General features: G+C 65.6%; 20 protein-coding genes. 12 read left to right on the top strand and 8 right to left on the bottom strand.

Translation table 11 applies throughout. The features are described from left to right. Positions 1-5: 5 nt before the first annotated feature. Positions 6-467: a CreA family protein gene (locus tag AN401_RS11135; RefSeq protein ID WP_094040251.1), complete on the bottom strand. Its 462-nt coding sequence runs from the start codon at positions 465-467 to the stop codon at positions 6-8. 221 nt (positions 468-688) lie between these two features. Between AN401_RS11135 and nrdG the strand changes: the two genes are divergently transcribed. Together nrdG and nrdD are read left to right on the top strand one after the other, a co-directional pair. After that, complete coding sequence (gene nrdG / locus AN401_RS11130; protein ID WP_094040252.1) at positions 689-1,144, top strand: anaerobic ribonucleoside-triphosphate reductase activating protein; 456 nt, start codon at positions 689-691, stop codon at positions 1,142-1,144. After that, positions 1,141-2,916 carry an anaerobic ribonucleoside-triphosphate reductase gene (gene nrdD / locus AN401_RS11125; protein ID WP_096779393.1) on the top strand — a complete coding sequence of 592 codons (1,776 nt, stop codon included), beginning with the start codon at positions 1,141-1,143 and terminating at the stop codon, positions 2,914-2,916. Before nrdG ends, nrdD begins: the two co-directional genes overlap by 4 nt. 282 nt (positions 2,917-3,198) lie before the next feature. On the opposite strand, the gene corA is transcribed toward nrdD, so the two are convergent. Continuing rightward, positions 3,199-4,146: a magnesium/cobalt transporter CorA gene (corA, locus tag AN401_RS11120; RefSeq protein ID WP_094040254.1), complete on the bottom strand. Its 948-nt coding sequence runs from the start codon at positions 4,144-4,146 to the stop codon at positions 3,199-3,201. 194 nt (positions 4,147-4,340) lie between these two features. On the opposite strand from corA, the gene AN401_RS11115 reads away from it, so the two are divergent. Further along, positions 4,341-4,835 carry a DUF922 domain-containing protein gene (locus AN401_RS11115; protein WP_232513288.1) on the top strand — a complete coding sequence of 165 codons (495 nt, stop codon included), beginning with the start codon at positions 4,341-4,343 and terminating at the stop codon, positions 4,833-4,835. Between the two features lies 1 nt (position 4,836). On the opposite strand, the gene mnmC is transcribed toward AN401_RS11115, so the two are convergent. Continuing rightward, positions 4,837-6,828, bottom strand: a complete 1,992-nt coding sequence (gene mnmC, locus AN401_RS11110; protein ID WP_096779392.1) for a bifunctional tRNA (5-methylaminomethyl-2-thiouridine)(34)-methyltransferase MnmD/FAD-dependent 5-carboxymethylaminomethyl-2-thiouridine(34) oxidoreductase MnmC — start codon at positions 6,826-6,828, stop codon at positions 4,837-4,839. A 105-nt stretch (positions 6,829-6,933) separates the two neighbouring features. On the opposite strand from mnmC, the gene fabB reads away from it, so the two are divergent. Next, positions 6,934-8,148: a beta-ketoacyl-ACP synthase I gene (gene fabB / locus AN401_RS11105; protein ID WP_096779391.1), complete on the top strand. Its 1,215-nt coding sequence runs from the start codon at positions 6,934-6,936 to the stop codon at positions 8,146-8,148. 124 nt (positions 8,149-8,272) lie between these two features. On the opposite strand, the gene AN401_RS11100 is transcribed toward fabB, so the two are convergent. Continuing rightward, positions 8,273-9,007, bottom strand: a complete 735-nt coding sequence (locus tag AN401_RS11100) for a phosphatase PAP2 family protein (protein ID WP_094041401.1) — start codon at positions 9,005-9,007, stop codon at positions 8,273-8,275. 114 nt (positions 9,008-9,121) lie between these two features. On the opposite strand from AN401_RS11100, the gene AN401_RS11095 reads away from it, so the two are divergent. From AN401_RS11095 to solA, 7 genes are all read left to right on the top strand, one after another. Beyond that, positions 9,122-10,225 carry a 4-phosphoerythronate dehydrogenase gene (locus AN401_RS11095; protein WP_094041400.1) on the top strand — a complete coding sequence of 368 codons (1,104 nt, stop codon included), beginning with the start codon at positions 9,122-9,124 and terminating at the stop codon, positions 10,223-10,225. A 144-nt stretch (positions 10,226-10,369) separates the two neighbouring features. Next, positions 10,370-12,223 carry a FimV/HubP family polar landmark protein gene (locus tag AN401_RS11090; RefSeq protein ID WP_096779390.1) on the top strand — a complete coding sequence of 618 codons (1,854 nt, stop codon included), beginning with the start codon at positions 10,370-10,372 and terminating at the stop codon, positions 12,221-12,223. Positions 12,224-12,316: 93 nt separating this feature from the next. Beyond that, a complete protein-coding gene (gene truA, locus AN401_RS11085; protein ID WP_094041406.1) occupies positions 12,317-13,114 on the top strand; it encodes a tRNA pseudouridine(38-40) synthase TruA in 798 nt (265 codons plus the stop codon). A gap of 218 nt (positions 13,115-13,332) precedes the next feature. Continuing rightward, positions 13,333-14,196: an acetyl-CoA carboxylase, carboxyltransferase subunit beta gene (gene accD, locus AN401_RS11080; protein ID WP_094041407.1), complete on the top strand. Its 864-nt coding sequence runs from the start codon at positions 13,333-13,335 to the stop codon at positions 14,194-14,196. Next, positions 14,196-15,455, top strand: a complete 1,260-nt coding sequence (gene folC, locus AN401_RS11075) for a bifunctional tetrahydrofolate synthase/dihydrofolate synthase (RefSeq protein ID WP_096779389.1) — start codon at positions 14,196-14,198, stop codon at positions 15,453-15,455. The genes accD and folC overlap by 1 nt, the downstream gene beginning before the upstream one ends. A gap of 9 nt (positions 15,456-15,464) precedes the next feature. Then, on the top strand, positions 15,465-16,220 hold the full coding sequence (gene dedD, locus AN401_RS11070) for a cell division protein DedD (protein WP_096779388.1): 756 nt from the start codon (positions 15,465-15,467) through the stop codon (positions 16,218-16,220). Between the two features lie 82 nt (positions 16,221-16,302). After that, a complete protein-coding gene (solA, locus tag AN401_RS11065) occupies positions 16,303-17,433 on the top strand; it encodes an N-methyl-L-tryptophan oxidase (RefSeq protein ID WP_096779387.1) in 1,131 nt (376 codons plus the stop codon). Between the two features lie 255 nt (positions 17,434-17,688). On the opposite strand, the gene aguA is transcribed toward solA, so the two are convergent. Continuing rightward, positions 17,689-18,759 (bottom strand): agmatine deiminase, encoded by a 1,071-nt coding sequence (gene aguA / locus AN401_RS11060; RefSeq protein WP_096779386.1) that lies wholly within the window; start codon positions 18,757-18,759, stop codon positions 17,689-17,691. Continuing rightward, entirely contained in the window at positions 18,759-19,649 is an 891-nt protein-coding gene (gene aguB, locus AN401_RS11055; RefSeq protein WP_096779385.1) for an N-carbamoylputrescine amidase, read from the bottom strand. Before aguB ends, aguA begins: the two co-directional genes overlap by 1 nt. A 304-nt stretch (positions 19,650-19,953) precedes the next feature. Here aguB and AN401_RS11050 point away from each other — a divergent pair, with 304 nt between their 5' ends. Further along, entirely contained in the window at positions 19,954-20,856 is a 903-nt protein-coding gene (locus tag AN401_RS11050) for a LysR family transcriptional regulator (RefSeq protein WP_096779384.1), read from the top strand. 113 nt (positions 20,857-20,969) lie between these two features. Here AN401_RS11050 and AN401_RS11045 read toward each other — a convergent pair whose 3' ends face one another. Continuing rightward, complete coding sequence (locus AN401_RS11045) at positions 20,970-22,331, bottom strand: DEAD/DEAH box helicase (RefSeq protein ID WP_198401719.1); 1,362 nt, start codon at positions 22,329-22,331, stop codon at positions 20,970-20,972. 117 nt (positions 22,332-22,448) lie between these two features. Then, a complete protein-coding gene (locus AN401_RS11040) occupies positions 22,449-23,306 on the bottom strand; it encodes a LysR substrate-binding domain-containing protein (RefSeq protein WP_094041013.1) in 858 nt (285 codons plus the stop codon). Positions 23,307-23,379 lie beyond the last annotated feature (73 nt).

Raw genomic sequence — 23,379 nt, 5'->3', positions numbered from 1 at the left:
TCCGGCTAGGGCTTCGCCTGATACGCCGCGGTATCCCACAGGGGCACGGTCGACAGGGAGTGCTTGAAGCTGCCTTCGGTTTCCTTGGTGCTGTAGGCCACGTACAGCAGGGTCTGGCTGGTCTCGTCGTAGATCCGACGGATCTTCAGGCTTTTCAGGAAGATGCTCTTCGACTTTTTGAACAGGATCTCGCCGCTTTTGGACTTGTCCACCGCCGCTATCATCGCGGGGGTGATCTCGCCGGTCTGGCGGCAGCTGATCGACATGTCGGACGGATCCGCCAGGCTCAGATCCGCCACCACGTTGGAGATATGGCAGGTCACCCCGGTGACCGCCGGGTCGGTCAGCACCTCTATCTTGATGTCCTTGGTGGTGAACACGCCAAGGGAGACATCGCCCACTTCATTATTGTCGCAACCGCTCAGGGCAAGGGCGACGAGCCCCGCCACGGTGATCCTGCTCCGCATCCCGAGCTCCTTATCACGCTGTCTGTTATCGCGTGTGATAACACAAAGCCCCGTCCGGCGCCATCTCAGGCTCCTGCCTATTAATATGTATTTGATATGACTGTTAGTATTCAAAGCCTGATCCAGATCAGGGAAAGGCGAGATCGATAAATCGCCCTGTTCCAATATATGGTGTTTATATCTAGCATTAATACACAACATATAGTGTTTGGTGCCGAGTGATGCTCAATGCCTTCGAACCCAGGGTGGTACTGCAGGAAGTGCCCGGCGAGGTCAGCCTGGCCTGGCTGGTGACCGGCTGCCCCCTGGCCTGTCCGGGCTGCCACAGTCGTGACAGCTGGGACCCGCAAGCGGGCAGCCCGCTCACCGGCGAGCGGCTGCAGGACTGGCTCGAGCGTTACCGGGGGCTGCTGACCTGTGTGTTGTTTTTCGGTGGAGAATGGGACCGGGAGGCGCTGCTGGCGTTGCTGCGCCAGGTGCGGCGGCAGGGGCTCAAAACCTGCCTTTACACCGGTCGGGAACGGGTGGGCCGATCGCTGCTGGCCGAACTCGACTACCTCAAGACGGGCCCCTGGCGGGCCGATCTCGGCGGTCTCGACTCCAGAGACACTAACCAACGGCTGATTTGCCTGAGCACGGGTGAATCGCTCAATCACACTTTTTGGAGAAGGTCATGATACGTCTGCACCCGGAGCAGTTGCGCGCCAAGGTAGACAGCTTCAACGCTTACATGAAGGCGCCCAACGCGGCGGATGGCTCCAAGATGGATCCCAATGCCAACGTGACCCAGAAAAACATCGCCACCGCCGAGGCGGAGCTGATGAAGGACTTTTTCGTGCAGGTAAACCGCGGGCTGGTGAAGAACAAGATTGCCGAGCTGTTCGGCGCCGATCTCGCCACCGAGTACGAGCGGCAAATAGAAAACCACGAAATTTACGTGCACGATGAAACCAGTCTCAAGCCCTACTGCGTGTCCATCACCATGTATCCCTTCCTGCTCGACGGCCTGACCCGGCTCGGTGGCGAGAGCAAGGCGCCCCGGCACCTGGAGTCCTTCTGCGGCGCCTTCGTCAACCTGGTGTTCGCCATCAGCGCCCAGTTCGCCGGCGCCGTGGCCACGGTGGAGTTTTTGACCTACTTCGATTATTTCGCCCGCAAGGACTACGGCGACGACTACCTCACCGAGCATGCCCACGCCATCAACAACCATCTGCAGCACGTGGTCTACGCCATCAACCAGCCGGCGGCGGCCAGGGGCTACCAGAGCGTGTTCTGGAATATTTCCCTGTTCGATCGCGACTATTTCAACACCATGTTCGAGTTTTTCGTCTTCCCCGACGGCAGCCGGCCCGAGGCCGAGTCGGTGTTCCGGCTGCAGGCTCATTTCCTCGACTGGTTCAACGAAGAGCGGCGCAAGGCGGTGCTGACCTTCCCGGTGGTGACCGCCGCCATGCTGACCCGGGACGGCGCCCCCGCCGATGAGGCCTTCGCCGAGCTGTGCGCCGGACAGATGAGCCGGGGCAACAGCTTCTTCATCTACATGTCGGACAGCGCCGACTCCCTGGCCTCCTGCTGCCGGCTGCGCAACGAGGTGAGCGATCATACCTTCTCCTACACCCTGGGGGCGGGCGGGGTGGCCACCGGCTCGATCAACGTCATCACCCTCAACATGAACCGGCTGGAGCAGGACGACCGCGATTTGCTGACCGAGATCCACAAGATCCAGCGCTATCAGGTGGCCTACCGCAAGCTGATGGAAGACTTCCTGGAAAACGGCATTCTCACCGTTTACGACGCCGGCTTTATCAGCCTGGACAAGCAGTTCCTCACCATCGGCATCAACGGCATGGTGGAGGCGGCGGAGTACCGGGGCATCAAGGTCGGCAACAACCCCGATTACCAGCGCTTTGTCAGCGAGCGGCTCAAGATCATCTACGACGCCAACCGGGTGGCGCGGCAGGAGTACGGCTACCTGTTCAACACCGAGTTCGTGCCGGCGGAAAACCTGGGGGTGAAGAACGCCAAGTGGGACAGGGCCGACGGCTATGCAGTGCCGCGGGACTGCTACAACTCCTACTTCTATGTGGTGGAGGACGAGGAGGGGACCCAGGTGCTCGACAAGTTCGTGCTGCACGGCCGGGATCTGGTGCAGTACCTGGACGGCGGCTCGGCGCTGCACCTCAACCTGGACGAGCACCTGAGCCAGGCCGGCTACCTGCAGCTCTACCGCATCGCCGCCAGCACCGGCTGCCATTATTTCACCGTCAACGTGCGCAGCACCCTGTGCAACGACTGCGGCCATATCAGCAAGCATACCGACTGGGCGTGCGGGCAGTGCGGCAGCGAGAACATCGATCACGCCACCCGGGTGATCGGCTACCTGAAGCGGGTGTCCGCCTTCAGCGCCGGCCGCCGGGCCGAGCACGGTCGGCGCTTCTATCACCGGTAATCCTCTTGCCTCTTTCCAGCTCCGGTGCCGTCTGATGGTTGTGCCGGCAGGCAACACCGGCGCGGATGGGGAGGGCAAAAGGAGCTGCTCTGCCGACCTTCTGTTTCAGGGATGAAACAGAGAGCGTACATGGGGCGAGCTCGCTCGCCGTGACGAGCCATTGCGGCCTGACCGAACATCCAGTGAATGTTCGCAGCAGGCCGCAACGGCGAGTGCCCTATTTTATAGCGTGTCGGCAGAGTAGTACACTTTGGCCGACTTCAGCAGATCTCAAACAGGCAGTTACAGCCAGCCCTTGCGCTTGAAGAAGTAGTAGGTGCCGCAGGCGGACATCAGCATCATCACCAGCGACATCAGGTAACCGTATTCGAAACCCAGCTCCGGCATGATCTCGAAGTTCATGCCGTAGATGCTGGCGATCAGCGTCGGCGGCAGGAACACCACCGCGGCCACCGAGAAGATCTTGATCACCTTACTCTGTTCCAGGCTGGTAAAGCCCATGGCCGCCTCCAGCTGGAAGTTGATCTTGTCAAACAGGAACTGGGTGTGGGGCAGCAGGGATTCGATGTCGTAGAGCATCTCGTCTATCCAGTTGCGCTGCTCGTCGCTGGCGCCCCGGCGCAGGGAACGCTTGAGGAAGCGCAGGGCGCGGCGGGTGTCGTACAGCGCCAGGCGTACATGGCCGTTGCCGTCTTCCAGGTGCATCAGATCCGACATGGTCCTGTGCAGGTCGTCCACCTGCAGCACCTCCTTGCCGGTGTCCTCCAGGGTCTTGTATCCATCCTCGATCAGGTCCGATATGTACTCTATCTTGAGCTGGAAGATCTCCAGCAGCAGATCCGGGGCGTCCTCCACTTCCAGCCGGTCCTGGCGCATGTAGTGGCGCAGCAGCCGCATCAGCCCCAGATCATCCTCCCGCAGGCTGATCACCATGTCGTTGCGCAGGGTGAAGAGCACGTTGATGCCGTCGATTTCCTTGCCCAGGCGCTGGGGGAACAGGGAATGGATGTGCAGGCCGTCCTTGTCCCGGTAGAAACGGGCCGAGGCCTCGATGTCGTCCAGTTCGTCCAGCTCGGGCGCCTCCTCGACGAACAGCTGCTTCATCCAGCTCTGTTCTTCCTCATCGGGTTTGAAGATGTCCAGCCACAGGGTCTTGGGCGGCAGGCTGTCTGCCACGGTCAGTGGCTGGATGTCGAGGGACTTTCCGTTCAGGGTATAGGCGGTGATCATGCAGCTCTCCAGCCAATAAACAGTTAGTTGCACTATATAGGGGCGGGCTGCGGATGTCAGGTCATCCCGGTCCGGGCGCGAGGCGACTGCGTTAATTTTCACCTGCTCGAGGCTAGACTCAAATGACTTGAGGCCCCTCGCCGTCCTATAATGAGGCAGAAGCTGCCCCAAGGGATGCTCCAGGGAGAAACACAGTGACACGATTAAGTTGTGCCTTGATGCTGCTGTTGGCCATGCCTGCCAGTGCCGAAATGGTGCTCAAGGCCCGGCAGACGGTGGACGTATACGGCTCCAGCGCCCTGGAGCCGAGCCTGGCGGATGTGGATTACCGGATGTCCTGGCAGTTGTCGGGGCAGGAGGTCGAGCAGGGCTGCCTGCCGGCCCAGGTGCTGGTGTCGCTTACCGCCACCGTGACCGAGCCCCTGGAGTGGCCGCAAACGCCGGAATGGCAAAATTACCGCCTGGCTCTCACCGCCTACGAGCGGCTGGTGCGGGAACGGGCCCTGCTGGCGGCGGAGTGGCTGGAGCGCTCCCTGTTCGAGATAGCCCCCCAGCCGAGCTGCGATCAGCTGCGGCGGGTGGCGGACAACGTGGGCTATCATCAGTTGGAGATCGCCCAGACTCTGCTGCGGGATTTCCAGCAGCAGAACGATTACGGCCGCAACCTGGGGTTGATCCGCCCGCAATGACTCAGTCCACCGCCTTGCCCTTTTGCAGCTTGCGCAGCCAGTGCCGGTTGGGATTGAGCGCCGCCAGCTGCTCCCGCGCCAGCGGGTAGGGCTCGTCCAGCAACTGGGCGGCCATCAATTCCGCCAGCAGCGGCGCCGAGCACATGCCCCTGGAGCCCAGTCCCGACAGCACATAGAGACCGGCATGATCCGCCGCCAGCGGCAGGATCTCGTCGGGTTTGCGGTGCATGCCGCCGTACTGCGCCAGCTGGGACTGCTTGTCCGGAGCGGCACCGGCCAGCGGCAGGTGGTCCCGGCAGGCGGCGCGGATGCCCACCCGGCCGGCGCCGGCCATGGCTTGGAGCCCCTGCAGGGCGGGCAGGGTGCGCACCAGCTTGTCCAGGTTGTCCTGCTCGTCCCCGGCGCGGTAGTCCAGGCCGGTCTGCTGGCGGCCGTAGCTGGCGCCCACGCAGTGTTGTCCCTGCCAGGCCGGGGTCAGGTAGCCCTCGTAGCAGACCACGGTTCTGAGCGGCGCCAGTTGCGGTGCCGTGGGCTGGTGGTTGACCTGGCCCCGCACCGGATAGAGGGCGAGTTCTTCGGTCTGGTGCAGGGAGGTGACTTCATGGCCGTTGGCCAGCACCACGTTGTCGGCGTAAAGATCGTCGCCGCTGGTGTTCAGGTGCCAGCGCCCGCCGTCCTGGCTCAGTACGGTGACCCGGGTATTGAAGCGGCAGTCGAGCAGGCCGCTCGCCCGGGCCTCGGCCAGCAGCGCCCGGGTCAGCTCGAAGGGGCAGACCCAGCCGCCCAGGGGGTAGAGCACGCCGGCAAGCCCGGCGTCGATGCCGGTGGTGTCCCGGACGGCGTTCGCATCGAGCGGGCGCACCACTTCATCGGGAAAGTGTCCCTCGAGCAGCTTGGCTACCTTGGCGCCGCTCTTGTCGTCGTGGGCCAGTTGTACCACGCCGCACCAGTCGTGGCTGAAGGGCCGGCGTCCGGCCAGGGCCGGCAGCGCCCGCCGGCCGTACAGGAAGGCCTGCAGGTAGAAGCGGCTCAGAGTGTCGTGATCGCCGTTCAGCAGTGGATAGACGGCGCCCTGGCGGTTGCCGGAGGCGCCGGCTGCTGGCTCGGCGGCCTGCTCCAGCAGCGTCACCCGGTGGCCGCGCCGGGTCAGGGCATGGGCCAGGGCGGCCCCGGCCACGCCGGCGCCGACGATGGCGGTATGGGTGCCCCGGCCGGGGCGGCGCCAGTACCAGGGGGTTGGGTAGGGGGCGCGGATGTCGGGACGGCGGTGCCCGGCCAGCATTTCCCGCTTGCGGCCGAAGCCCTTGACCCGGGCCACCTCGAAGCCGGCCTCCCGCAGCCCCCGGCGAACGAAACCGGCGGCGGTAAAGGTGGCCAGGGTGGCGCCGTTCCTGGCCAGCCGGGCCAGCTCCCGGAACAGCTCGGGGGTCCACATCTCGGGGTTCTTGCTGGGGGCGAAGCCGTCCAGGTACCAGGCGTCGACCTTGCCGAGCAGGCCCGCTTCCATCTGGGGCAGCAGTTCGGCCACGTCGCCCAGCCACAAGTCCAGGCAGACGTCTTCCGCCAGCCACAGCCGGTGACAGCCGCTCACGGCCAGCGGATATTCAGCTAACAAATGTTCGCTTAAAGTGCTAAGCTCTGGCCACTGGCCCAGGGCCTGTCGCAGATCGGTGTGGGAAAGCGGGTATTTTTCCACGCTGATAAAGTGCAGGCGCCGGGCGTTACCTTGCGGATGCTGCCGACGATAGTCGATAAAGGCCTGCCAGGTGGCCAGAAAGTTGAGGCCGGTGCCAAAGCCGGTTTCGGCCACCACGAACAGGGCACGGTCGTGATCGACGAAGCGTCCGGGCAGGCCGTTCTGGCCCAGGAACACATAACGGGTTTCGGCCAGGCCGTTGTCGTTGGAAAAGTAGACATCGTCGAACGCGGCGGCGACCGGCGTGCCCTGGTCATTCCAGTCCAGGCGAGCGGTCGTGATGATGTGGGGTGACACTGAACCTCCGGGGCCGTAAAAGCGGTCATTTTATGTGAAAGCAGACCAGTTTGACCATGTTTTGTGGTTAGAATTGGCGCCAAATCAAGACAGTAGGAAAGATAGATGAGAAGAGCAGTCATTACCGGTATCGGTGTGGTGTCCAGCATAGGCAACAACAAGGAAGAGGTCCTGGCTTCCCTCAAGGCGGGCCGCTCCGGTATCAGCTTCTCCCAGCAGTTCGCGGACTACAAGCTGCGCAGCCAGGTATGGGGGAACATCAAACTGAACCCGGCCGAGCATATCGATCGCAAGGTCATGCGCTTTATGGGCGATGCCGCCGCCTTCGCCTATCTTTCCATGGAGCAGGCCATTGCCGACGCCGGACTCGACGAGTCCATGGTGTCCAACGAGCGCACCGGCCTGGTGGTGGGCTCCGGCGGTGCTTCTTCCAAGAACCAGATCGAGGCCTGCGACACCCTGCGCGAGAAAGGCGTGCGTCGGGTCGGCCCCTACATGGTGCCGCGCACCATGTCGTCCACCACCTCCGCCTGCCTGGCCACTCCCTTCAAGATCAAGGGCATCAACTACTCCATCAGCTCCGCCTGCGCCACCTCGGCCCACTGCATCGGCCACGCCCTGGAACAAATCCAGATGGGCAAGCAGGACATCGTCTTCGCCGGCGGCGGTGAAGAAGTGGACTGGACCCTGGCGCTGCAGTTCGACGCCATGGGCGCCCTGTCCAGCAAGTACAACGAGACCCCGGAGCTGGCCTCCCGCACCTACGACGCCGGCCGCGACGGCTTCGTCATCTCCGGTGGCGGCGGCATCCTGGTGGTGGAAGAGCTGGAGCACGCCTTGAAGCGCGGCGCCAAGATCTACGCCGAGATCACCGGTTACGGCGCCACCTCCGACGGCTACGACATGGTGGCTCCCTCCGGCGAGGGCGCGGTACGCTGCATGAAGCAGGCCATGGCCACGGCGCCGGCGCCGGTGCAGTACATCAACACCCACGGCACCTCCACCCCGGTGGGCGACGTCAAGGAGCTGGAGGCCATCCACGGCCTGTTCGGCGACCAGGCGCCCTACATCTCCGCCACCAAGGCGATGACCGGCCACGCCCTGGGTGCCGCCGGCGTGCACGAGGCGGTGTATTCGCTGCTGATGCTGGAGCACGGCTTTATCGCCCCCAGCATCAACATCACCGAGCTGGACGAGAAGGCCCAGGGCCTGCCCATCGTCACCGAATATCAAGAAGCCGAGCTGGACACCGTGATGTCCAACAGCTTCGGTTTCGGCGGCACCAACGCCAGCCTGGTGTTCAGCAAGTACAAGGGCTGAAGGCTCTGATAACACAAGTAAAAAAGCGCCCGCGGGCGCTTTTTTGTTGCGTCGGGATCGGAAGCATCTCCACTGTTGCTCACGCTTCACGCTTCACGCTTCACGCTTCACGCTTCACGCCTCGCTATAGTTTCCGTCGATCCCAGCGGATAAAGCCCCAGGCGCCCAGGGCGCCGAACAGAAAGCCGAGCAGGCTGCTGGCCAGGATATCGGCGGGCCAGTGCAGGCCCAGCAGCAGGCGGGAGTAACACACCGCCACCGCCCAGCCGGCCAGGGCGGTGACCAGCCAGGGCGAGGCACGGCGGTAGGCCAGCAGCAGGCAGAAGAAGGCCGCGATGGTCATGGCCGCGATGGAGTGGCCGGAAGGGAAGGAATAGTTCACCTCTTCCTGCCAGTGCAGCTTGAGCCAGCGGGGGATCTGCTGCTCGGACACCCGGCTCAGGCCCTCGGCCAGCCATTGCTCGCGGATCGCCTCCCGCTGGGCATAGAAACTGCTGCTGTCGATCTTGCCCTGCTCCTCCAGCCAGAGCACATAGGGCCTGGGCTCCTTGAAGTACTGCTTGGCCAGGGTCTTGGTGACGAAGGCGCCGCCCAGGGCGGTCATCAGGCAGAGAAAGAACACCAGAAACTGGCCGGGGCGGCGCCGCCAGCGATGCAGGGTGAGGGCGCTCAGCAGCACCAGGGTGATAAGAATGCCGGTTTCCCCGACCGACAGGGTCAGGCCGTAGGCCAGCAGGGCGGGCAGTTCGTCCAGATCCAGCAGGGGAAACCAGTGCCAGTGCCAGTGGTAGCCCAGGCTGGCGATGGCGACGGGCAGGACCAGCAAGGCCAGCACGCCAAGGAATAGCTTCAAAGTCATAGGTGAGGGAGTGAATGGCGACAAAGTCGCGAGTCTAGCAAAAGCGCGGGCGGATTACAGCTGAAGCCCGGGGCGACTCGGGGTACAATGCCTGGCCGTTCAAGGAGGTAACCGATGAAATTGCTGGCCGATGAAAACATGCCCTTCGTGCAGGAGTTGTTTGGCGACTGGGCCGAGGTGACGACCTGCCCCGGCCGGGAGATCAGTCCCGGGCAGCTGCGGGACGTGGACGTGCTGCTGGTACGCTCCATCACCCGGGTGGACGAGGCCCTGCTGGCCCAGGCCGGGCGCCTGGCCTTCGTGGGCACGGCCACCATCGGCTGTGACCACGTGGACACCGGCCTGCTGGCCCGCCGCGGCATCGGTTTTGCCAGTGCGCCGGGCTGCAACAAGGTGGCGGTGGGCGACTATCTGCTGGCGGCCCTGCTGCGGGTAGCGGTCCACAAGGGCTGGCAACTCGCCGGCAAGACCCTGGCGGTGATCGGGGCCGGCAATACCGGATCCGAGGTGGCCGGCCGGGCCCGGGCGCTGGGCATGGAGGTACTGTTGTGCGACCCCTTGCTGGCCGAACGGGATCCGACGGCTTTTGTCGAGTTTGACCAGGCCTTGCGCGCGGATATCGTCAGTTTCCACGTGCCCCTGGTCCGGGATGGCGAACATCCCACCTGGCACCTGCTGGACGAGGCCCGCATTGCCGGTCTGGATGGGGAGCAGGTGCTGATCAACGCCTGCCGGGGGGACGTATGGGACAACCGGGCCCTGTTGCAGCGCCAACAGGGACCTGAGCCCCTGACCCTGGTGATGGACGTGTGGGAGCACGAGCCCGAGGTGCTGGCGCCCCTGGTACCCCATGTGCTGCTCGCCACGCCCCATATCGCCGGCTACAGCCTGGAGGGCAAGGTCAGGGGCACCTTCGCCCTCTACCAGGCCCTGTGCACCCAGCAGGGGCGGGCGGTGGCAGTCACCCCCGGGCAACTGCTGCCGTCTCCCCCGGTGGCGGCCGTGACCCTGGCCGAGGTGCCGGAGCAAGCGCTGCTCGAACGCCTGGTGCGGCTGGTTTACGATATCGAGCGGGACGATCTCGCCTTTCGCCGGGCCCTGGGCCAGCCCGGTTTCTTCGACCGGCTGCGCAAGGACTATCCCCAGCGCCGGGAGCTGGGCTCCCTGCGTCTGCTGGGGGTTGACAACGACCTCGCCGCCCTGGGGTTTAAAGCTTGAGGCACCGCGGCCGATAAGGCTAAGACAGCATAACCTGGACAGATAAGTTCCTATTGGCACTGTTTTTTTCTACACTTGTGCCATGGCGAGCCAAGCCCGCCGGTTGCCCCGGTGAAGCGTCAGGAAAAGGATACTGGATACATAATGAGACGACTCAGACCACACCTTAGCTCCGGTCTGGCCCTGTGGCTGGCCTGCTCCGCGCCGTCCTTCGCCCAGGGCGAGTTTTATATCGAGCTGCGCGGGCCGGAAACGGAAGCGCCGGCCCCGGCAACATCTCCGGCCGCCGTGCCGTCCGTCCAGCCGCAGCCGGCCCCCGCGCCGGCCCCGGGACGCTACGGCCCCATCCGCAGTACCGATACCCTCTGGGCCATCGCCGCCCGCCATACCCGTGCCCCGGTCACGGTACAGCAGACCATGGTGGCGCTCTATCATCTTAACCCCAACGCTTTCGTGCGTGGCAATATCAACTACCTGCAGCGGGGAGCCACCCTGCGGTTGCCGACTCAGTCCCAGGCCCAGCAGCGATCGCCACGCGAAGCGGAGGCCGAATTCCGGCGGCTGAGCCAGCAGGGCAACCGCACCGCCACCCGGGCGGCCACGGCGCCCAGGCAGGAAACCGCTGCGACTCCCCGGCCCGCCGCCGCGCCACGCCCGGCACCGGCGTCTCCGGCACCGGCGTCCACGGTTGCAGCGGCCAAGCCGGCGGAGCCGGCCCGCCCGGCCGGCACCGTGCTGAGCGAGCCCAGGCCGGCCACCGCGCCGGCGGTGGCCACGCCACCCCCGGCGGCTGTCCCGACCGTGGCCGCGCCTGTGGTGGCCGCCACTCCCCAGGCTCCCGCGGACGCCACGCCGTCCACTCGGCCTGCGGTTGTGCCAGCGCCGGAGCAGGCCGAGGAAATGGCCCTGGCCCGGCTGCAGGTTCGGCTGATGGACGAGCTGCGCGAACAGGTGGCCATGTCCAACGAACAACTGGCGGCCCTGGCCGACAACAACCAGGCGTTGCGCCAGCGCCTGAGTCAGCTGACGGCGGAAGTGAACGAACTGAAGATGGCGCGGGAAGGGGCCGCGCCCGCGGCGGCTTCTCCCGGCATCGGCCGCTGGCTGGATGAACTGCTGCGCAATCCGCTCAACCTGGCCCTGGTGCTGACCCTGCCGGCCCTGCTGTTGCTGGCGCTCTTCACCCTGTGGTGGCGCAACAGGGTCAGGCGGGAGCTGGCCGAGCAGGAGCGGGAGCTGGCCGAAAGCACCTCGGCCATGATGGACGAGCGCAACGAATTTGACGATCTGTTCGCCACCACCGAGCCCGAGCCGACTCCCCGGTTCGAGTCCTCTGCCGAGCCCGACCTCGAGCCTGCGCCCGAGGTCCGGGAGAGCGAGCGGGATATCGACGAGGACACCTTTGCCCGCTTCCTCGAGGAGCAGCAACTGCAGGAAGAGCAGGAAGCCCTGCGCCAGCAGACGGTGGCCGAGCAGGAACCCGAGCCCGAGCCGGATCTGTCGCAGATGCTGTTCGATGACGAGTCGACCCTGGGGGGAGACACCAAGAACAAGGTTTCGAACGACGATATCGATGATCTGCTGTTCGATGCCGGCGAACCGGCCGAGCCGCCGCGGGAACCCCGGGAGGTGGCCATGGAAGCCGTGGCGCCGGCGCAGGAGGAGATCAGACAGGCCCAAGCACCCGTTCGCGAACCCTATGTATCGGTGGACAAGCTGATGGAAGAGGCGGATCTCGGCGAGGGGCCTGAGCGCGACTACGAGCGCAAGCTGGAGCTCGAACTGGACGACTATGCCGATGTGCTGGGCCGCGGCCGGGATATTGATATCGATCTGGACGAGGGTGGCCTGGGGGCCAAGCTGGATCTGGCCCGGGCCTATATCGAAATCGAGGACATCGACAGCGCCCGCGAACTGCTCAACGAGGTGATCGAGCAGGGCAATGCCGAGCAACAGGCCGACGCCCGCAAGCTGCTGCAGCGGCTGGCCAAACGATAACCCGCCCACCACCGGCCTCACCCGGAGGCCGGTTCTTCAATTTACCGCGTCAACGGGTATAATTGCCGTCCTTTTTTGACCTTGGAACTGATTATGCGCATTGCCCTTGGCATAGAGTATGACGGCAGCCGCTATTACGGCTGGCAGCGGCAACGGGAAGTCCCCAGCATCCAGGAAGAGGTGGAAAAAGCCCTTTCAAAAATCGCCGATCATCCGGTAGAGGTGCAGTGCGCCGGGCGTACCGATGCCGGTGTGCACGGCACCAACCAGGTGGTGCACTTCGACACCCAGGCCGAACGTCCGGCCGGGGCCTGGACCCTGGGCATGAACGCCAACCTGCCGCCGGACATCGCGGTGCGTTGGGTCAAGCCGGTGGGGGAGGCGTTCCACGCCCGCTTCAGCGCCACCGCCCGACGCTACCGTTACATCATCTTCAACCACAATATGCGGCCCGCCATCCACGGTCGCGGCGTCAGCCACTATGTCGGCTCCATCGATGCCGACAAGATGCACGAAGCGGGGCAGTGCCTGCTGGGTGAGCGGGATTTCAGTGCCTTCCGGGCGGTGCAGTGCCAGTCGAACAGCCCCTATCGCAACGTCATGCACCTGAATGTCCGGCGCCACGGCCACTATGTGGTGCTGGACATCAAGGCCAACGCCTTCCTGCACCATATGGTGCGCAACATCACCGGCACCCTGCTGCAGGTGGGCATGGGCCAGGCCGAGGCAGGCTGGGTGAAAGCGGTGCTGGAGGGGCGGGACCGCAACCTGGCCGGGGTGACCGCCAAGGCGGGCGGCCTTTACCTGGTGGAAGTGGACTACCCGGAGGAATTCGGTCTGCCCAAGGCGCCTCCGGGCCCCCTCTGGCTGCCCGACACCCTGGTCGAATAGCGGTAAGACCAGTGCCGCCACTACCAGTTTTTTATCAACCTGCATGCAGTTATATGGTTTAATGCCAGCCAGAAAAATGGCCCGTCCCCGCTCGGGGATCCCATGGCCATCGAGGTTGTCGGGCCGGCCCGCTGCCGGACCCCGGGCGCCATGCCGTTGACAGCGGTGCCCAACCTGATCAAACTGCGTGATAACTATGCAATACGCTAAGGATTTCCATGAGTTGGCTTGAGAAAATTCTCCCCAAGAACAAGAACATCGGTGTGCGTCGGCACAATATTCCGGAAGGGGTCTGGACCAAGTGCACCAATTGCGAACAGGTGCTGTACCGTGCCGAGCTGGATCGCAACCTGGAAGTCTGCCCCAAGTGCGACCACCACATGCGCATCGGTGCCCGGGTACGGCTGGACAAGTTCCTGGATCAGGACGGCCGCGAGGAGCTGGGCGCCGAGCTGGAGCCCCAGGACGTGCTCAAGTTCAAGGACTCCAAGAAGTACAAGGACAGGATCAGCGCGGCCCAGAAGGCCAGCAACGAAAAGGACGCCATGGTGGTGCTCAAGGGCACCCTCAAGGGGCTGCCGGTGGTGGCCTGCGCCTTCGAGTTCTCCTTTATGGGCGGCTCCATGGCCTCGGTGGTGGGCGCGCGCTTCGTCAGGGCGGTGGAGACCTGCCTGGCGGAAAACCGCGCCCTGGTGTGTTTCTCCGCCTCCGGCGGCGCCCGCATGCAGGAAGCCCTGTTCTCCCTGATGCAGATGGCCAAGACCAGCGCCGCCCTCAACCGCCTGTCCCAGGCCGGCCTGCCCTTTATTTCGGTGCTGACCGACCCGACCATGGGCGGTGTGTCCGCCAGCCTGGCGATGCTGGGCGACGTCAACGTGGGTGAGCCCAAGGCCCTGATCGGCTTCGCCGGCCCCCGCGTCATCGAGCAGACGGTGCGCGAAAAACTGCCCGAAGGCTTCCAGCGCAGCGAGTTCCTGCTGGAGCACGGCGCCATCGACATGATCATCGATCGCCGCGAGATGCGCGATCGCCTGGCGGGCCTGATCGGCAAGCTGATGAACCAGGAGCCGGCCGAGTTCTGATGAACCGCACCACCGATGCCATCACAAGCCGGTCCTTCCAGGACTGGCTTGCCTTTTTGGAAGGCCTGAACATCGCCCATATCGAGCTGGGGCTCGAACGGATGGGCCTGGTGGCCGGACGGCTCGGCCTGCTCCGGCTGCCGAGCCATGTGATCACCCTGGGCGGCACCAACGGCAAGGGCACCACCTGTGCCCTGCTCGAGGCCATGCTGAGCGCCGCCGGCCACAGCGTGGGGGTTTATTCCTCGCCCCACCTGCTCGACTACCGGGAGCGGGTGCGCATCAATGGCGAGAGCCCGTCCGAAGAGGCCTTTTGTGCCGCCTTCTCCGCGGTCGAGCAAGCCCGGGGCGACACGGCACTGACCTATTTCGAGTTCACCACCCTGGCCGCGCTCTGGCTGTTCCGGGCGACGGCGCCGGAGGTGGTGCTGCTGGAGGTGGGCCTGGGCGGGCGGCTGGACGCCACCAATGTGGTGGACTCGGAGCAGACCGTCATCACCACCATCGCCCTCGATCATACCGACTGGCTGGGGCCGGATCGGGAAGCCATCGGCTTTGAAAAGGCCGGCATCTTCCGCACCGGCAAGGCGGCGGTGTGCGGCGATCCCATGCCGCCCGCCAGCCTGCTGGCCCAGGCCGAGCGGCTCGGCACGCCGCTTTCCTGCGTCGGCCGGGACTACCGCTGGGCGCAGCAGGACGGAAGCTGGTCCTTCGACGGGCTGGGCTGGCGGCTCGAGGGGTTGCCGCTGCCGGCGCTGCCGGTGATGAACGCGGCCACCGCCCTGGCCGTGCTGGCGCTGTCCCCCTTTCGTATCGGCGAAGAGGCGGTGCGCACCGGCCTGCGTCAGGCCCGCCTGAGCGGGCGCATGCAGCAACTGGAGCCCCGGCTGTGGGTGGACGTGGCTCACAACCCCGAGTCGGCGGCCTATCTCGCCGGGCGGCTGGCGGCACTGCCGGTGTCCGGCCGGCGGCTGGCGGTGGTGGGCATGCTCAAGGACAAGGACATCGCCGCCAGCCTGGCGCCGCTGTCGCCCCTGGTGGATGCCTGGTATCTGGCCGGTCTGGGTGGCCCGCGCGGCGCCAGCGCCGACGAGCTGGCCCGGCTGCAGCCGGGCGGGCGCTGCTTCGATTCGGTGGCGGCGGCCCTGCAGGCGGCCCAGGCGGACTGCGGTGAACAGGATGTCGTCATCGCCTTCGGCTCCTTCTACACGGTGGCCGAGGTGCTGGCGAGCAAGGCACAACAACCGGCAAGCGAATAAGAGGCTTCTTTGGCAACACAATTTCAGCATCGTTTGGTAGGCACCGTGCTCCTGGTGGCGCTCGGCGTGATCTTTCTGCCCGATCTGCTTGACGGCAAGCAGCAAACGGCCCCCGATGAAGCGGTGAGTATTCCCCTGCGGCCCGAGCTCGAACCGGCCCGCCCGGCCATCACGGCGCCGCCGGTCGCGGAAGCCGAGCTGGCGGCCCGGCCGCCGGAGCCCACGGTGGAACCCAAACCCGAGGTCTGGACCCTGGAAGAAATGAAAGAAGCCCCGCCGGTGGCGCCCAGGGCGGAGCCCCAGGTCGCGGCCCAGCCAGCGCCGACGCCACAACCGGCGGTTCAGCCTGAGCCCAGGCCCGCGCCGCAACCGGCCCCGGCTCCCCAGCCGGCACCGCAACCCGCGCCCCAGGTAGCCGCCCAGCCGACGCCCCGGCCGGCGCCGGTGATCAAGCCGGCCCCCATCATTCAGCCGGCGCCCATTATCCAGCCGGCACCGGCGCCCCAGCCCGCGCCCCAGCCGGTGCAGTCCCAGGGTGGCAGCTATATCGTCCAACTGGGGGCTTTCCGCAACGCGGACAACGTCAATGCCCTGGTCGCCAAGTTGCGCGCCGCCGGCTATCGGGCCCAGACCACCCCGGCGGTGCCGCGCCAGGGCGAGCTGAACCGGGTCTGGGTCGGTCCCGACAGCAAGGCCAGCCTGGAGCAGCAGCTGGGCGCCCTGGAGCGGCTGACCGGACTCAAGGGCTCGGTGCGGCCCCAGTAAGCACCGGATCGGGGCCCCGCCTGTGGATGCAGGCGGGGCCTTGTTATTTGGGTGACCTCAAGATCCGACCAAGGGAGCAAAGATGCAGGCGGATATCATGGTGATAGGGGCGGGCTCGGTGGGCCTGGCCGCGGGTTATCAACTGGCCCGGCGCGGGGCCCGGGTAGTGCTGCTCGACGAGGGTGCGCCGCCCCATGCCCTGGGTTCGCATCACGGCAGCACCCGGCTGATCCGTTACGCCTACGGCGAGGGCGCCCGCTATGTGCCCCTGCTGCTGCGCGCCCGCCGGCTCTGGCAGGAACTGGAAGCCGAGAGCGGCGAGCCGCTGCTGCTGCCTTGTGGCGTGCTGAACCTGGGACGCGCCGACAGCCCCTTTATCCATCAGGTGGCGGCCAGCGCCCGGGAATACGGCCTGGCGCTGGAGCAAGTGGCAAGGGACGAGATCGCCCGTCGCTGGCCTGCCTGGCAATTGCCGGCGGGGCTGGCCGGCGCCTTCGAGCCGGAGGCCGGGGTGCTGTATTGCGAGCGGGCACTGCTGGCCTGGCGCCGTCTGGCCGAACGGGCGGGTGCCCGGTTGCTCGAACACAGCGCCGTGCGGGCACTGAGCATGGATAGCAAAGGCGGGGTCACGGCCAGCACCGCCCAGGGGGAAATCCGTGCGAGCAAGGCGCTGCTCTGCGCCGGCCAGCATACGGTCACCCTGCTCGCCGGCCTGGGACTGAGCCTGCCGCTCACCCGGGTGCGCAAGACCTTCGCCTGGTACCGGGCCGACGAGAAAGCCATGGGCCCCGGCTGCTTTCCGGGCTTTTCCGCCGATCTGGCCGAAGGCATCTACTACGGCTTCCCGACCCTGGACGGCGCCGGTTTCAAGCTGGGCCGCCACGATGGTGGCCAGCCCCTGGCTCCGGGCGAGCCGCTGGCGCCGTTTGGTGCTTTTGAAGAGGACAGGGCGGAGCTGGATGCCGTTGTGCGGGCCTATCTGCCCGGGGTGGGGGAGCTTATCGAGGGCAAGGCCTGCCACTATATCCGCACCCCGGATGAGGACTTTATCCTGGACCGGCATCCGGAACACGAGCGGCTGTTTTTCGCCAGCGCCTGCTCGGGCCACGGTTTCAAGTTCGCCGCTGTGCTGGGCGAGCTGTTCGCCCACTGGATGCTGGACGGCGACCCCGGCTTCGATCTGGCGCCCTTCCGCCTGGCCCGGTTCGGGTAAGGGCCCCGTCGAATGTATTCGACCGTCCATAGCCTAGAGCACCGATCAATTTAAGACGTGAGCAGTGCGATATCTCACCTGTAGGCGCCCGTTCACGTGGCGCAAACCGGCAAAGGGCGGGGAATGCGGAAATTGGGCGCCGGTTTGTGCTAAAGCGGCACCTACAGCGGCAAACGATGTTTGCAGCTTGGCTCCTGACCGGTGGAGCGCGGGCGGGCCGCCTGCGCTCCAGCCATATCGGCCAATCCCCGGGGGTTACACCGCCGGGATCTGCTGGGTGATGCAGTGGATATTGCCGCCGCCGAGCAGGATCTCCCGCGCCGGCACCCCCACCACGTCCAGCTCCGGGAAGATGGTTTCCAGCAGCTGCCGGGCCTCGTCGTCGGTGCGCTCGTCCAGCAGCGGGAACACCAGCCGCCGGTTGCTGATCAGGAAGTTCACGTAGGAGCCCGCCAGCCGCTCACCGGCCACCCGGGGTACGGCGGCACCGCTTTGCACCCCGGCGGCTTCCTCCTCGGTCACATACAGCGGGCCGGGCTGGGGCAGCTTCCACACCTTGAGCTTGCGGCCCCTAGCGTCCTCCGCCTGCTCCAGCACCGCCAGCGCCGCCCGGCTGCGGGCGTACTGGGGATCGCTTTCATCCTCGCACCAGTGCAGCACCACCTCGCCGGGGCGGGCGAAACAGGCCATGTTGTCGATATGCCCGTCGGTCTCGTCCATATAGACCCCTTCCGGCAGCCAGATAAAGTGGCTGACGCCCAGGGTTTCCCTCAGGTGCTGCTCTATGTCCGCCTGGCTCAGGTGGGGGTTGCGGTTGGGGTTGAGCAGGCACTCGGCGGTGGTGAGCAGGGTGCCTTCGCCGTCCACGTGGATGGAACCGCCTTCGAGCACCAGCGGGCTGGCCACCGCCGGCAGCCCGTGCACCGCCAGCATGGCCCGGGCCATGGCCTGATCCTGGTCCCAGGGGTGGTAGAGGCCGCCCTCATGGCCGCCCCAGGCGTTGAAGCGCCAGTCGATGCCGACGGCCTCTCCCTTGCCGTTCACCACCACGGTCGGCCCCGTGTCCCGGGCCCAGGCGTCGTCGCTTTCGATGGCCACCAGCGTGACCTGGGGCGGCATCACCGTCCGGGCCTTGTCCATTTCCTTTGCCGGCACCGCCATGTAGACGGGGGTGGCGGCGGCGATGGCCTCGGCCACCCGGGCGAAGGTGGCCTGGGCCGGGGCGCCCTGCTCGCGCCAGTTGTCGGGCCGGTGCGGCCAGATCATCCACACCGCCTGCTGGGGCGCCCATTCGGCGGGCATATAAAAGCCGTTCAGCTGTTCCATCAGCGGCCTCCCGGGGTCTTGCCGTCGGAGGTCATCAGCGCCTGGTACATGGCCGGGCGGCGGTCGCGGAACAGGCCCCAGCTGATGCGGGTCTTGGCGATGGCGTCGAGATCGAAGCTGTGCACCAGCACGCACTCGGAGGTCTTGTCCGCCTGCTGCACCAGCTCGCCGAACTGGTCGGCGATAAAGGAAGAGCCGTAGAAGGTCATCTCCAGGCCGTCGATGTACTTGCTCTGCTCGGTGCCGATGCGGTTGGAGGCGATCACCGGCACCAGGTTGGCGGCGGCGTGGCCCTGCTGGGTTCGGGTCCAGTGGGGCTGGCTGTCGATCTCCGGGTAGGCGGGCTCGGAGCCGATGGCGGTGGGGAAGAAAATGAGTTCGGCGCCCATCAGCGCCAGGCTGCGGGCGGTTTCCGGGAACCACTGATCCCAGCAGATGCCCACGCCGATCTTGGCGTAGCGGGTCTGCCACACCTTGAAGCCGGTGTCGCCGGGGGTGAAGAACTGCTTCTCCTGATAGGCCGGGCCGTTGGGGATATGGGTCTTGCGATACAGGTCCAGCAGGCTGCCGTCGGCGTCGATCACCACCAGGGAGTTGTAGTGGGCGTTGCCGGCGCGTTCGAAGAAGCTGAGCGGCAGCACCACCTCCAGCTCCTGGGCCAGGGCCTGGAAGTGGCGGATCAGCGGGCTGTTGTCCACTTCCTGGGCCAGGGCGAAGTGCTCGGGGCTCTGGTCGATGCAGAAATAGGGAGTTTCAAACAGTTCCTGGATCAGAATGATCTGGGCACCCTGAGCGGCGGCCTGGCGCACCAGCTGCTCGGCGCGGGCGATGTTCTCTTCTTTGTTCCAGCTGCAGGCCATCTGGGTGGCGGCCACGGTAACCATTGCCATGGTGAACTCCTTATACAAGTGAATTGTCACTGGGTTGTTGGGGTGGAATGACCCCAGGCAGACAGCCTCGTAATGGAAGAGGAGGTCAAAGGGCCTGCACCGACGACCGTCACATGCCAGGGATGGCATGTGCGAGCGTACAGGGAGGTATTTACAGCGTGTCGGCGGTGCAGGCCCTTTGGCCGACCGGCAACCAGGCTACCTCTTTGTCAACAACCCGAATCTTCAGGCTTCAGTGTGACCCTTGCATTACCATCCATCAAATGAATAGTATTAATCACTTTATTCTTATGGTGAATATTTGATGAAGCTGCACCAGCTCGATCTCAACCTGTTGCTCGCCTTCGATGCCCTGATGATCCAGCGCAACGTCACCCGGGCGGCGGAGCAGTGCTTTATCAGCCAGCCGGCCATGAGCCATGCCCTCAACCGGTTGCGTCAGTTCTTCGAAGACCCCCTGCTGGTGCGCAGCGCCACCGGCATGGTGCCCACCGCCCGGGCCGAGGCCCTGCACCGGGCTGTGCGCCAGGCCCTGGGGCTGCTGGAACAGGAACTGGGACGGGAGGAACGCTTCGACCCCGCCACCTCCGGCCGGCGCTTCGTGCTCAGCACCACCGACTATGTGGAGTGCGTGCTGGTGCCGCCGCTCATCCGCCGGCTGAAGACGCAGGCGCCCGGGGTGCGCATCGAGATAGAAATATTGCGCGATCGCCTGCCCGAGGGGGCTCTGGCCAACGGCGAGGTGGATCTGGTGCTGGGGTTCGACGAGTACATGCAGGTGCCCGGCTCGCTGCGTACCGAAACCTGGCTGACCGAGCCGCTGGCCGGGGTGGTCAGCCGGGAGCACCCCACGGTGGGGGAGCGGCTCAGCCTGGAACAGCTCACCGGCTTGCCCCATGTGTTCCACTCGCCGCTCGGCACCCGCGAGTCCATCGTCGACCGCTGGTTGGCGGGGCAGGGGCGCAAGCGCACTATCTCGGTCAACAGCCAGAGCTACATGTCGGCGGCGGCCATCGTCGGCCAGAGCGATCACCTGCTGGTGCTGCCCCGCAAGGTGGCGATGATGCTGGCCGAGGCCTGGCCACTGCGGATGGTGGCGCTGCCGGAAGACGCGCCCACCTACCACCTCAACTGCGTCTGGCACCCGCTGCACGACCGCCAGCCGGCGCTGCAGTGGCTGCGCGATCTGATCCGCAGCCTGATCTGAGCGACCCGCGGAGGCTTGCCAATGAACCACGTTGGCAACGTGGCCCGGCTGTGTGGTCGGTCAAGCCAACGAACCAAGTCACTCCAATCGACCAGGCAAGTTCCCCGCCTGCCTTATTCGCCGCCGGGCTTCTTGCGCCGCATGGGGGCCATGCCGTCGTCGGTGCCCAGGCCCGGGCCGCTAAAGCGTTCGGCGCGGCTGTGCGCCGGCTTGGCGGGTTTGTTCACCGGCGTATGGCCGGGTTTGCCCTTGCCGGCCGGGCGCGGTTTGGCCTTGCCCTTGGCGTCGGCCTTGGCCGCCCTGGGCCTGATGCCCTTGAACTTGCCTTCCAGCCCTTCTATGGCGGCAAAGGCGATGTCCTGCTGCAGAAAACGCTCGATCCGCTTGAAGGCGTCCCAGTCTTTGGGGCCCACCAGCGACACCGCCGCGCCGCTGGCGCCGGCGCGGCCGGTGCGGCCGATGCGGTGTACATATTCTTCCGCCTGCTTGGGCAGATCGAAATTCACCACCAGCGACACCTGCAACAGGTCCAGCCCGCGCGAGGCCAGATCGGTGGTGATCAGCAGCCGCTGCTGGCCCCGGGCGAAGGCGTCCATGATCCGGTTGCGCTCGGCCTGGCTCATGTCGCCGTGCAGGGCGGCGGCGGTTTGCCCCTGCTCCTGCAACAGGGCCGCCAACCGCTCGGTGTCGGCGCGGGTGGCGGTGAAGATGATGGCCTGCTGGTAGTCCTCGTGGCCGAGCAGGTGCATCAGCTGCGCCTGCTTGTGATCCAGGTGGTCGCACAGCAAAAAGCGCTGCGCTATGTCCTGGTGCTCGGCGTTGGCGGCGCCCACGGCCACCCGCTTGGGCGTCTTGAGCAGGCGCGCGGCCATGTCGTCCGCCTCGGCGTGATCCAGGGTGGCGGAAAACATCAGGGTCTGGCGGCGGCGATGGTCGGCGGCCTGGTGGATCTGCTCCAGCTGGGGCGCGAAGCCCAGATCCAGCATGCGATCGGCCTCGTCCAGGATCAGCAGCTCCAGGCCGTTCAGCATCAGTGAGCGACTATCCAGGTGGTTGGCCAGCCGGCCCGGGGTGGCCACGATCACGTCCGGCGACTTGCGCAGCGCCTTGAGCTGATCGTTGAAGTTTTCGCCGCCCAGCAGCAGGGCGATGTCGAGCCCGCTACCGCTGGTGAGCGAGCGCAACTGGCCGAACACCTGCTTGGCCAGCTCCCGGGTGGGGGCCAGGATCAGGGCGCGCGGATCCCGCTTGCTCAGCGCCCGGGTCTTCAGCAGCCGGTGCAGGGCCGGCAGCAGAAAGGCCAGGGTCTTGCCGGAGCCGGTCTGGGACGAGGCCATCAGATCATGGCCGGCCAGCACCACCGGAATGGCCTTTTGCTGGATCTCGGTGGGGGTGTCGAAGCCCAGATGGCCGAGGGCCCTGATAAGACGGGAGTCCAGTCCAAAATCGTTGAAATGCGGGGATTGTTGCGCCAAGTCACTGCTCCGGGAGTAGGGGAAGTCGGCCGGCCCGGACCGGGCCACCATGGAAAAAGGGGCATATTGTAGCGAAACTCGGGGCGGATGTAATGATCCTGCGTGATTCGGGGCCCGCTACAACCGGTGCAGGGCATTCCTGAGGTAATCCAGCAGCATGCGGCTGGCGGCGTTCAGCTCGTTGCCGTTGTAGCAAAAGCCCACCGACACGCTGCCCAGCGCCGGGCAGGGGGCATACTCGGGGGAATGTTCCAGATCGTCCGGCACCGTGCTCTTGGCCAGCACGCTGATGCCGAGCCCCGCCTTGATGGCGGCGTGGATGCCGAGCAGGCTGGAGGTGCTGTACACGATGCGCCAGGGCAGGTTGGCCTGGGTGAGGGCGTTGATGATCGACTTGCGGTACAGGCAGCCCTTGGGGTAGAGGATCAGCGGCAGCGGTGCCCCCGGCTCCAGCATCAGGTTGCTGCTGCGCACCCACACCAGGGGGTCGAGGATAAAGTCGGTCAGGCGCGGATGGGGCTGGTTGCTCTCCTCGATGGCCATCACCAGATCGTAGGCGCCCTTCTTGTAGTCGTGCAGCAGGTTGGCGCTGATGTCGCTGCTCACGTCCAGGGTCACATTGGGATAGGACTGGGAAAAACGCCCCAGGGTGGTGGCGAGGAAGGACACCTCGAAGTCGTTGGGAATGCCCAGCCGTACCGAGCCGCTTACCTTGGGCGAGCCCAGGCGGGAGACGAGGGCGTCGTTCAGCTCCAGCATCTTGCGGGCACAGCTCATCAGCATCTGCCCTTCCTCGGTGAGCTGCAAGCCCTGGCCGCGGTCGAACAGCTTCACGCCCAGCAGCTCCTCCAGCCGCTTCACCTGCAGGCTCACCGCCGGCTGGGAACGCCCCAGCACTTCCCCCGCCTGGGTAAAGCCCCCCAACTGGTTGATGGTGACAAAGGTGCGCAGCAAATCCGTGGGCAGGTTCTTCATCCTGAATGCTCAATATTTCCAAAGTTAATGACGCTGTCATTGTCATTAACTTCGGCAATGAAAGCCAGCGCCG

Source organism: Zobellella denitrificans, assembly GCF_002407485.1.
In the GTDB taxonomy this organism is placed as follows: domain Bacteria; phylum Pseudomonadota; class Gammaproteobacteria; order Enterobacterales; family Aeromonadaceae; genus Oceanimonas; species Oceanimonas denitrificans.
This window is presented reverse-complemented; position numbering and strand designations above follow the sequence as displayed.

Excerpts from the sequence above, each read along its gene's own strand:
- AN401_RS11135 (WP_094040251.1), bottom strand. The coding sequence starts at position 467 with ATGCGGAGCAGGATCACCGTGGCGGGGCTCGTCGCCCTTGCCCTGAGC.
- nrdG (WP_094040252.1), top strand. The coding sequence starts at position 689 with ATGCTCAATGCCTTCGAACCCAGGGTGGTACTGCAGGAAGTGCCCGGC.
- nrdD (WP_096779393.1), top strand. The coding sequence starts at position 1,141 with ATGATACGTCTGCACCCGGAGCAGTTGCGCGCCAAGGTAGACAGCTTC.
- corA (WP_094040254.1), bottom strand. The coding sequence starts at position 4,146 with ATGATCACCGCCTATACCCTGAACGGAAAGTCCCTCGACATCCAGCCA.
- fabB (WP_096779391.1), top strand. The coding sequence starts at position 6,934 with ATGAGAAGAGCAGTCATTACCGGTATCGGTGTGGTGTCCAGCATAGGC.
- AN401_RS11100 (WP_094041401.1), bottom strand. The coding sequence starts at position 9,007 with ATGACTTTGAAGCTATTCCTTGGCGTGCTGGCCTTGCTGGTCCTGCCC.
- AN401_RS11095 (WP_094041400.1), top strand. The coding sequence starts at position 9,122 with ATGAAATTGCTGGCCGATGAAAACATGCCCTTCGTGCAGGAGTTGTTT.
- AN401_RS11090 (WP_096779390.1), top strand. The coding sequence starts at position 10,370 with ATGAGACGACTCAGACCACACCTTAGCTCCGGTCTGGCCCTGTGGCTG.
- truA (WP_094041406.1), top strand. The coding sequence starts at position 12,317 with ATGCGCATTGCCCTTGGCATAGAGTATGACGGCAGCCGCTATTACGGC.
- accD (WP_094041407.1), top strand. The coding sequence starts at position 13,333 with ATGAGTTGGCTTGAGAAAATTCTCCCCAAGAACAAGAACATCGGTGTG.
- folC (WP_096779389.1), top strand. The coding sequence starts at position 14,196 with ATGAACCGCACCACCGATGCCATCACAAGCCGGTCCTTCCAGGACTGG.
- solA (WP_096779387.1), top strand. The coding sequence starts at position 16,303 with ATGCAGGCGGATATCATGGTGATAGGGGCGGGCTCGGTGGGCCTGGCC.
- aguA (WP_096779386.1), bottom strand. The coding sequence starts at position 18,759 with ATGGAACAGCTGAACGGCTTTTATATGCCCGCCGAATGGGCGCCCCAG.
- aguB (WP_096779385.1), bottom strand. The coding sequence starts at position 19,649 with ATGGCAATGGTTACCGTGGCCGCCACCCAGATGGCCTGCAGCTGGAAC.
- AN401_RS11050 (WP_096779384.1), top strand. The coding sequence starts at position 19,954 with ATGAAGCTGCACCAGCTCGATCTCAACCTGTTGCTCGCCTTCGATGCC.
- AN401_RS11040 (WP_094041013.1), bottom strand. The coding sequence starts at position 23,306 with ATGAAGAACCTGCCCACGGATTTGCTGCGCACCTTTGTCACCATCAAC.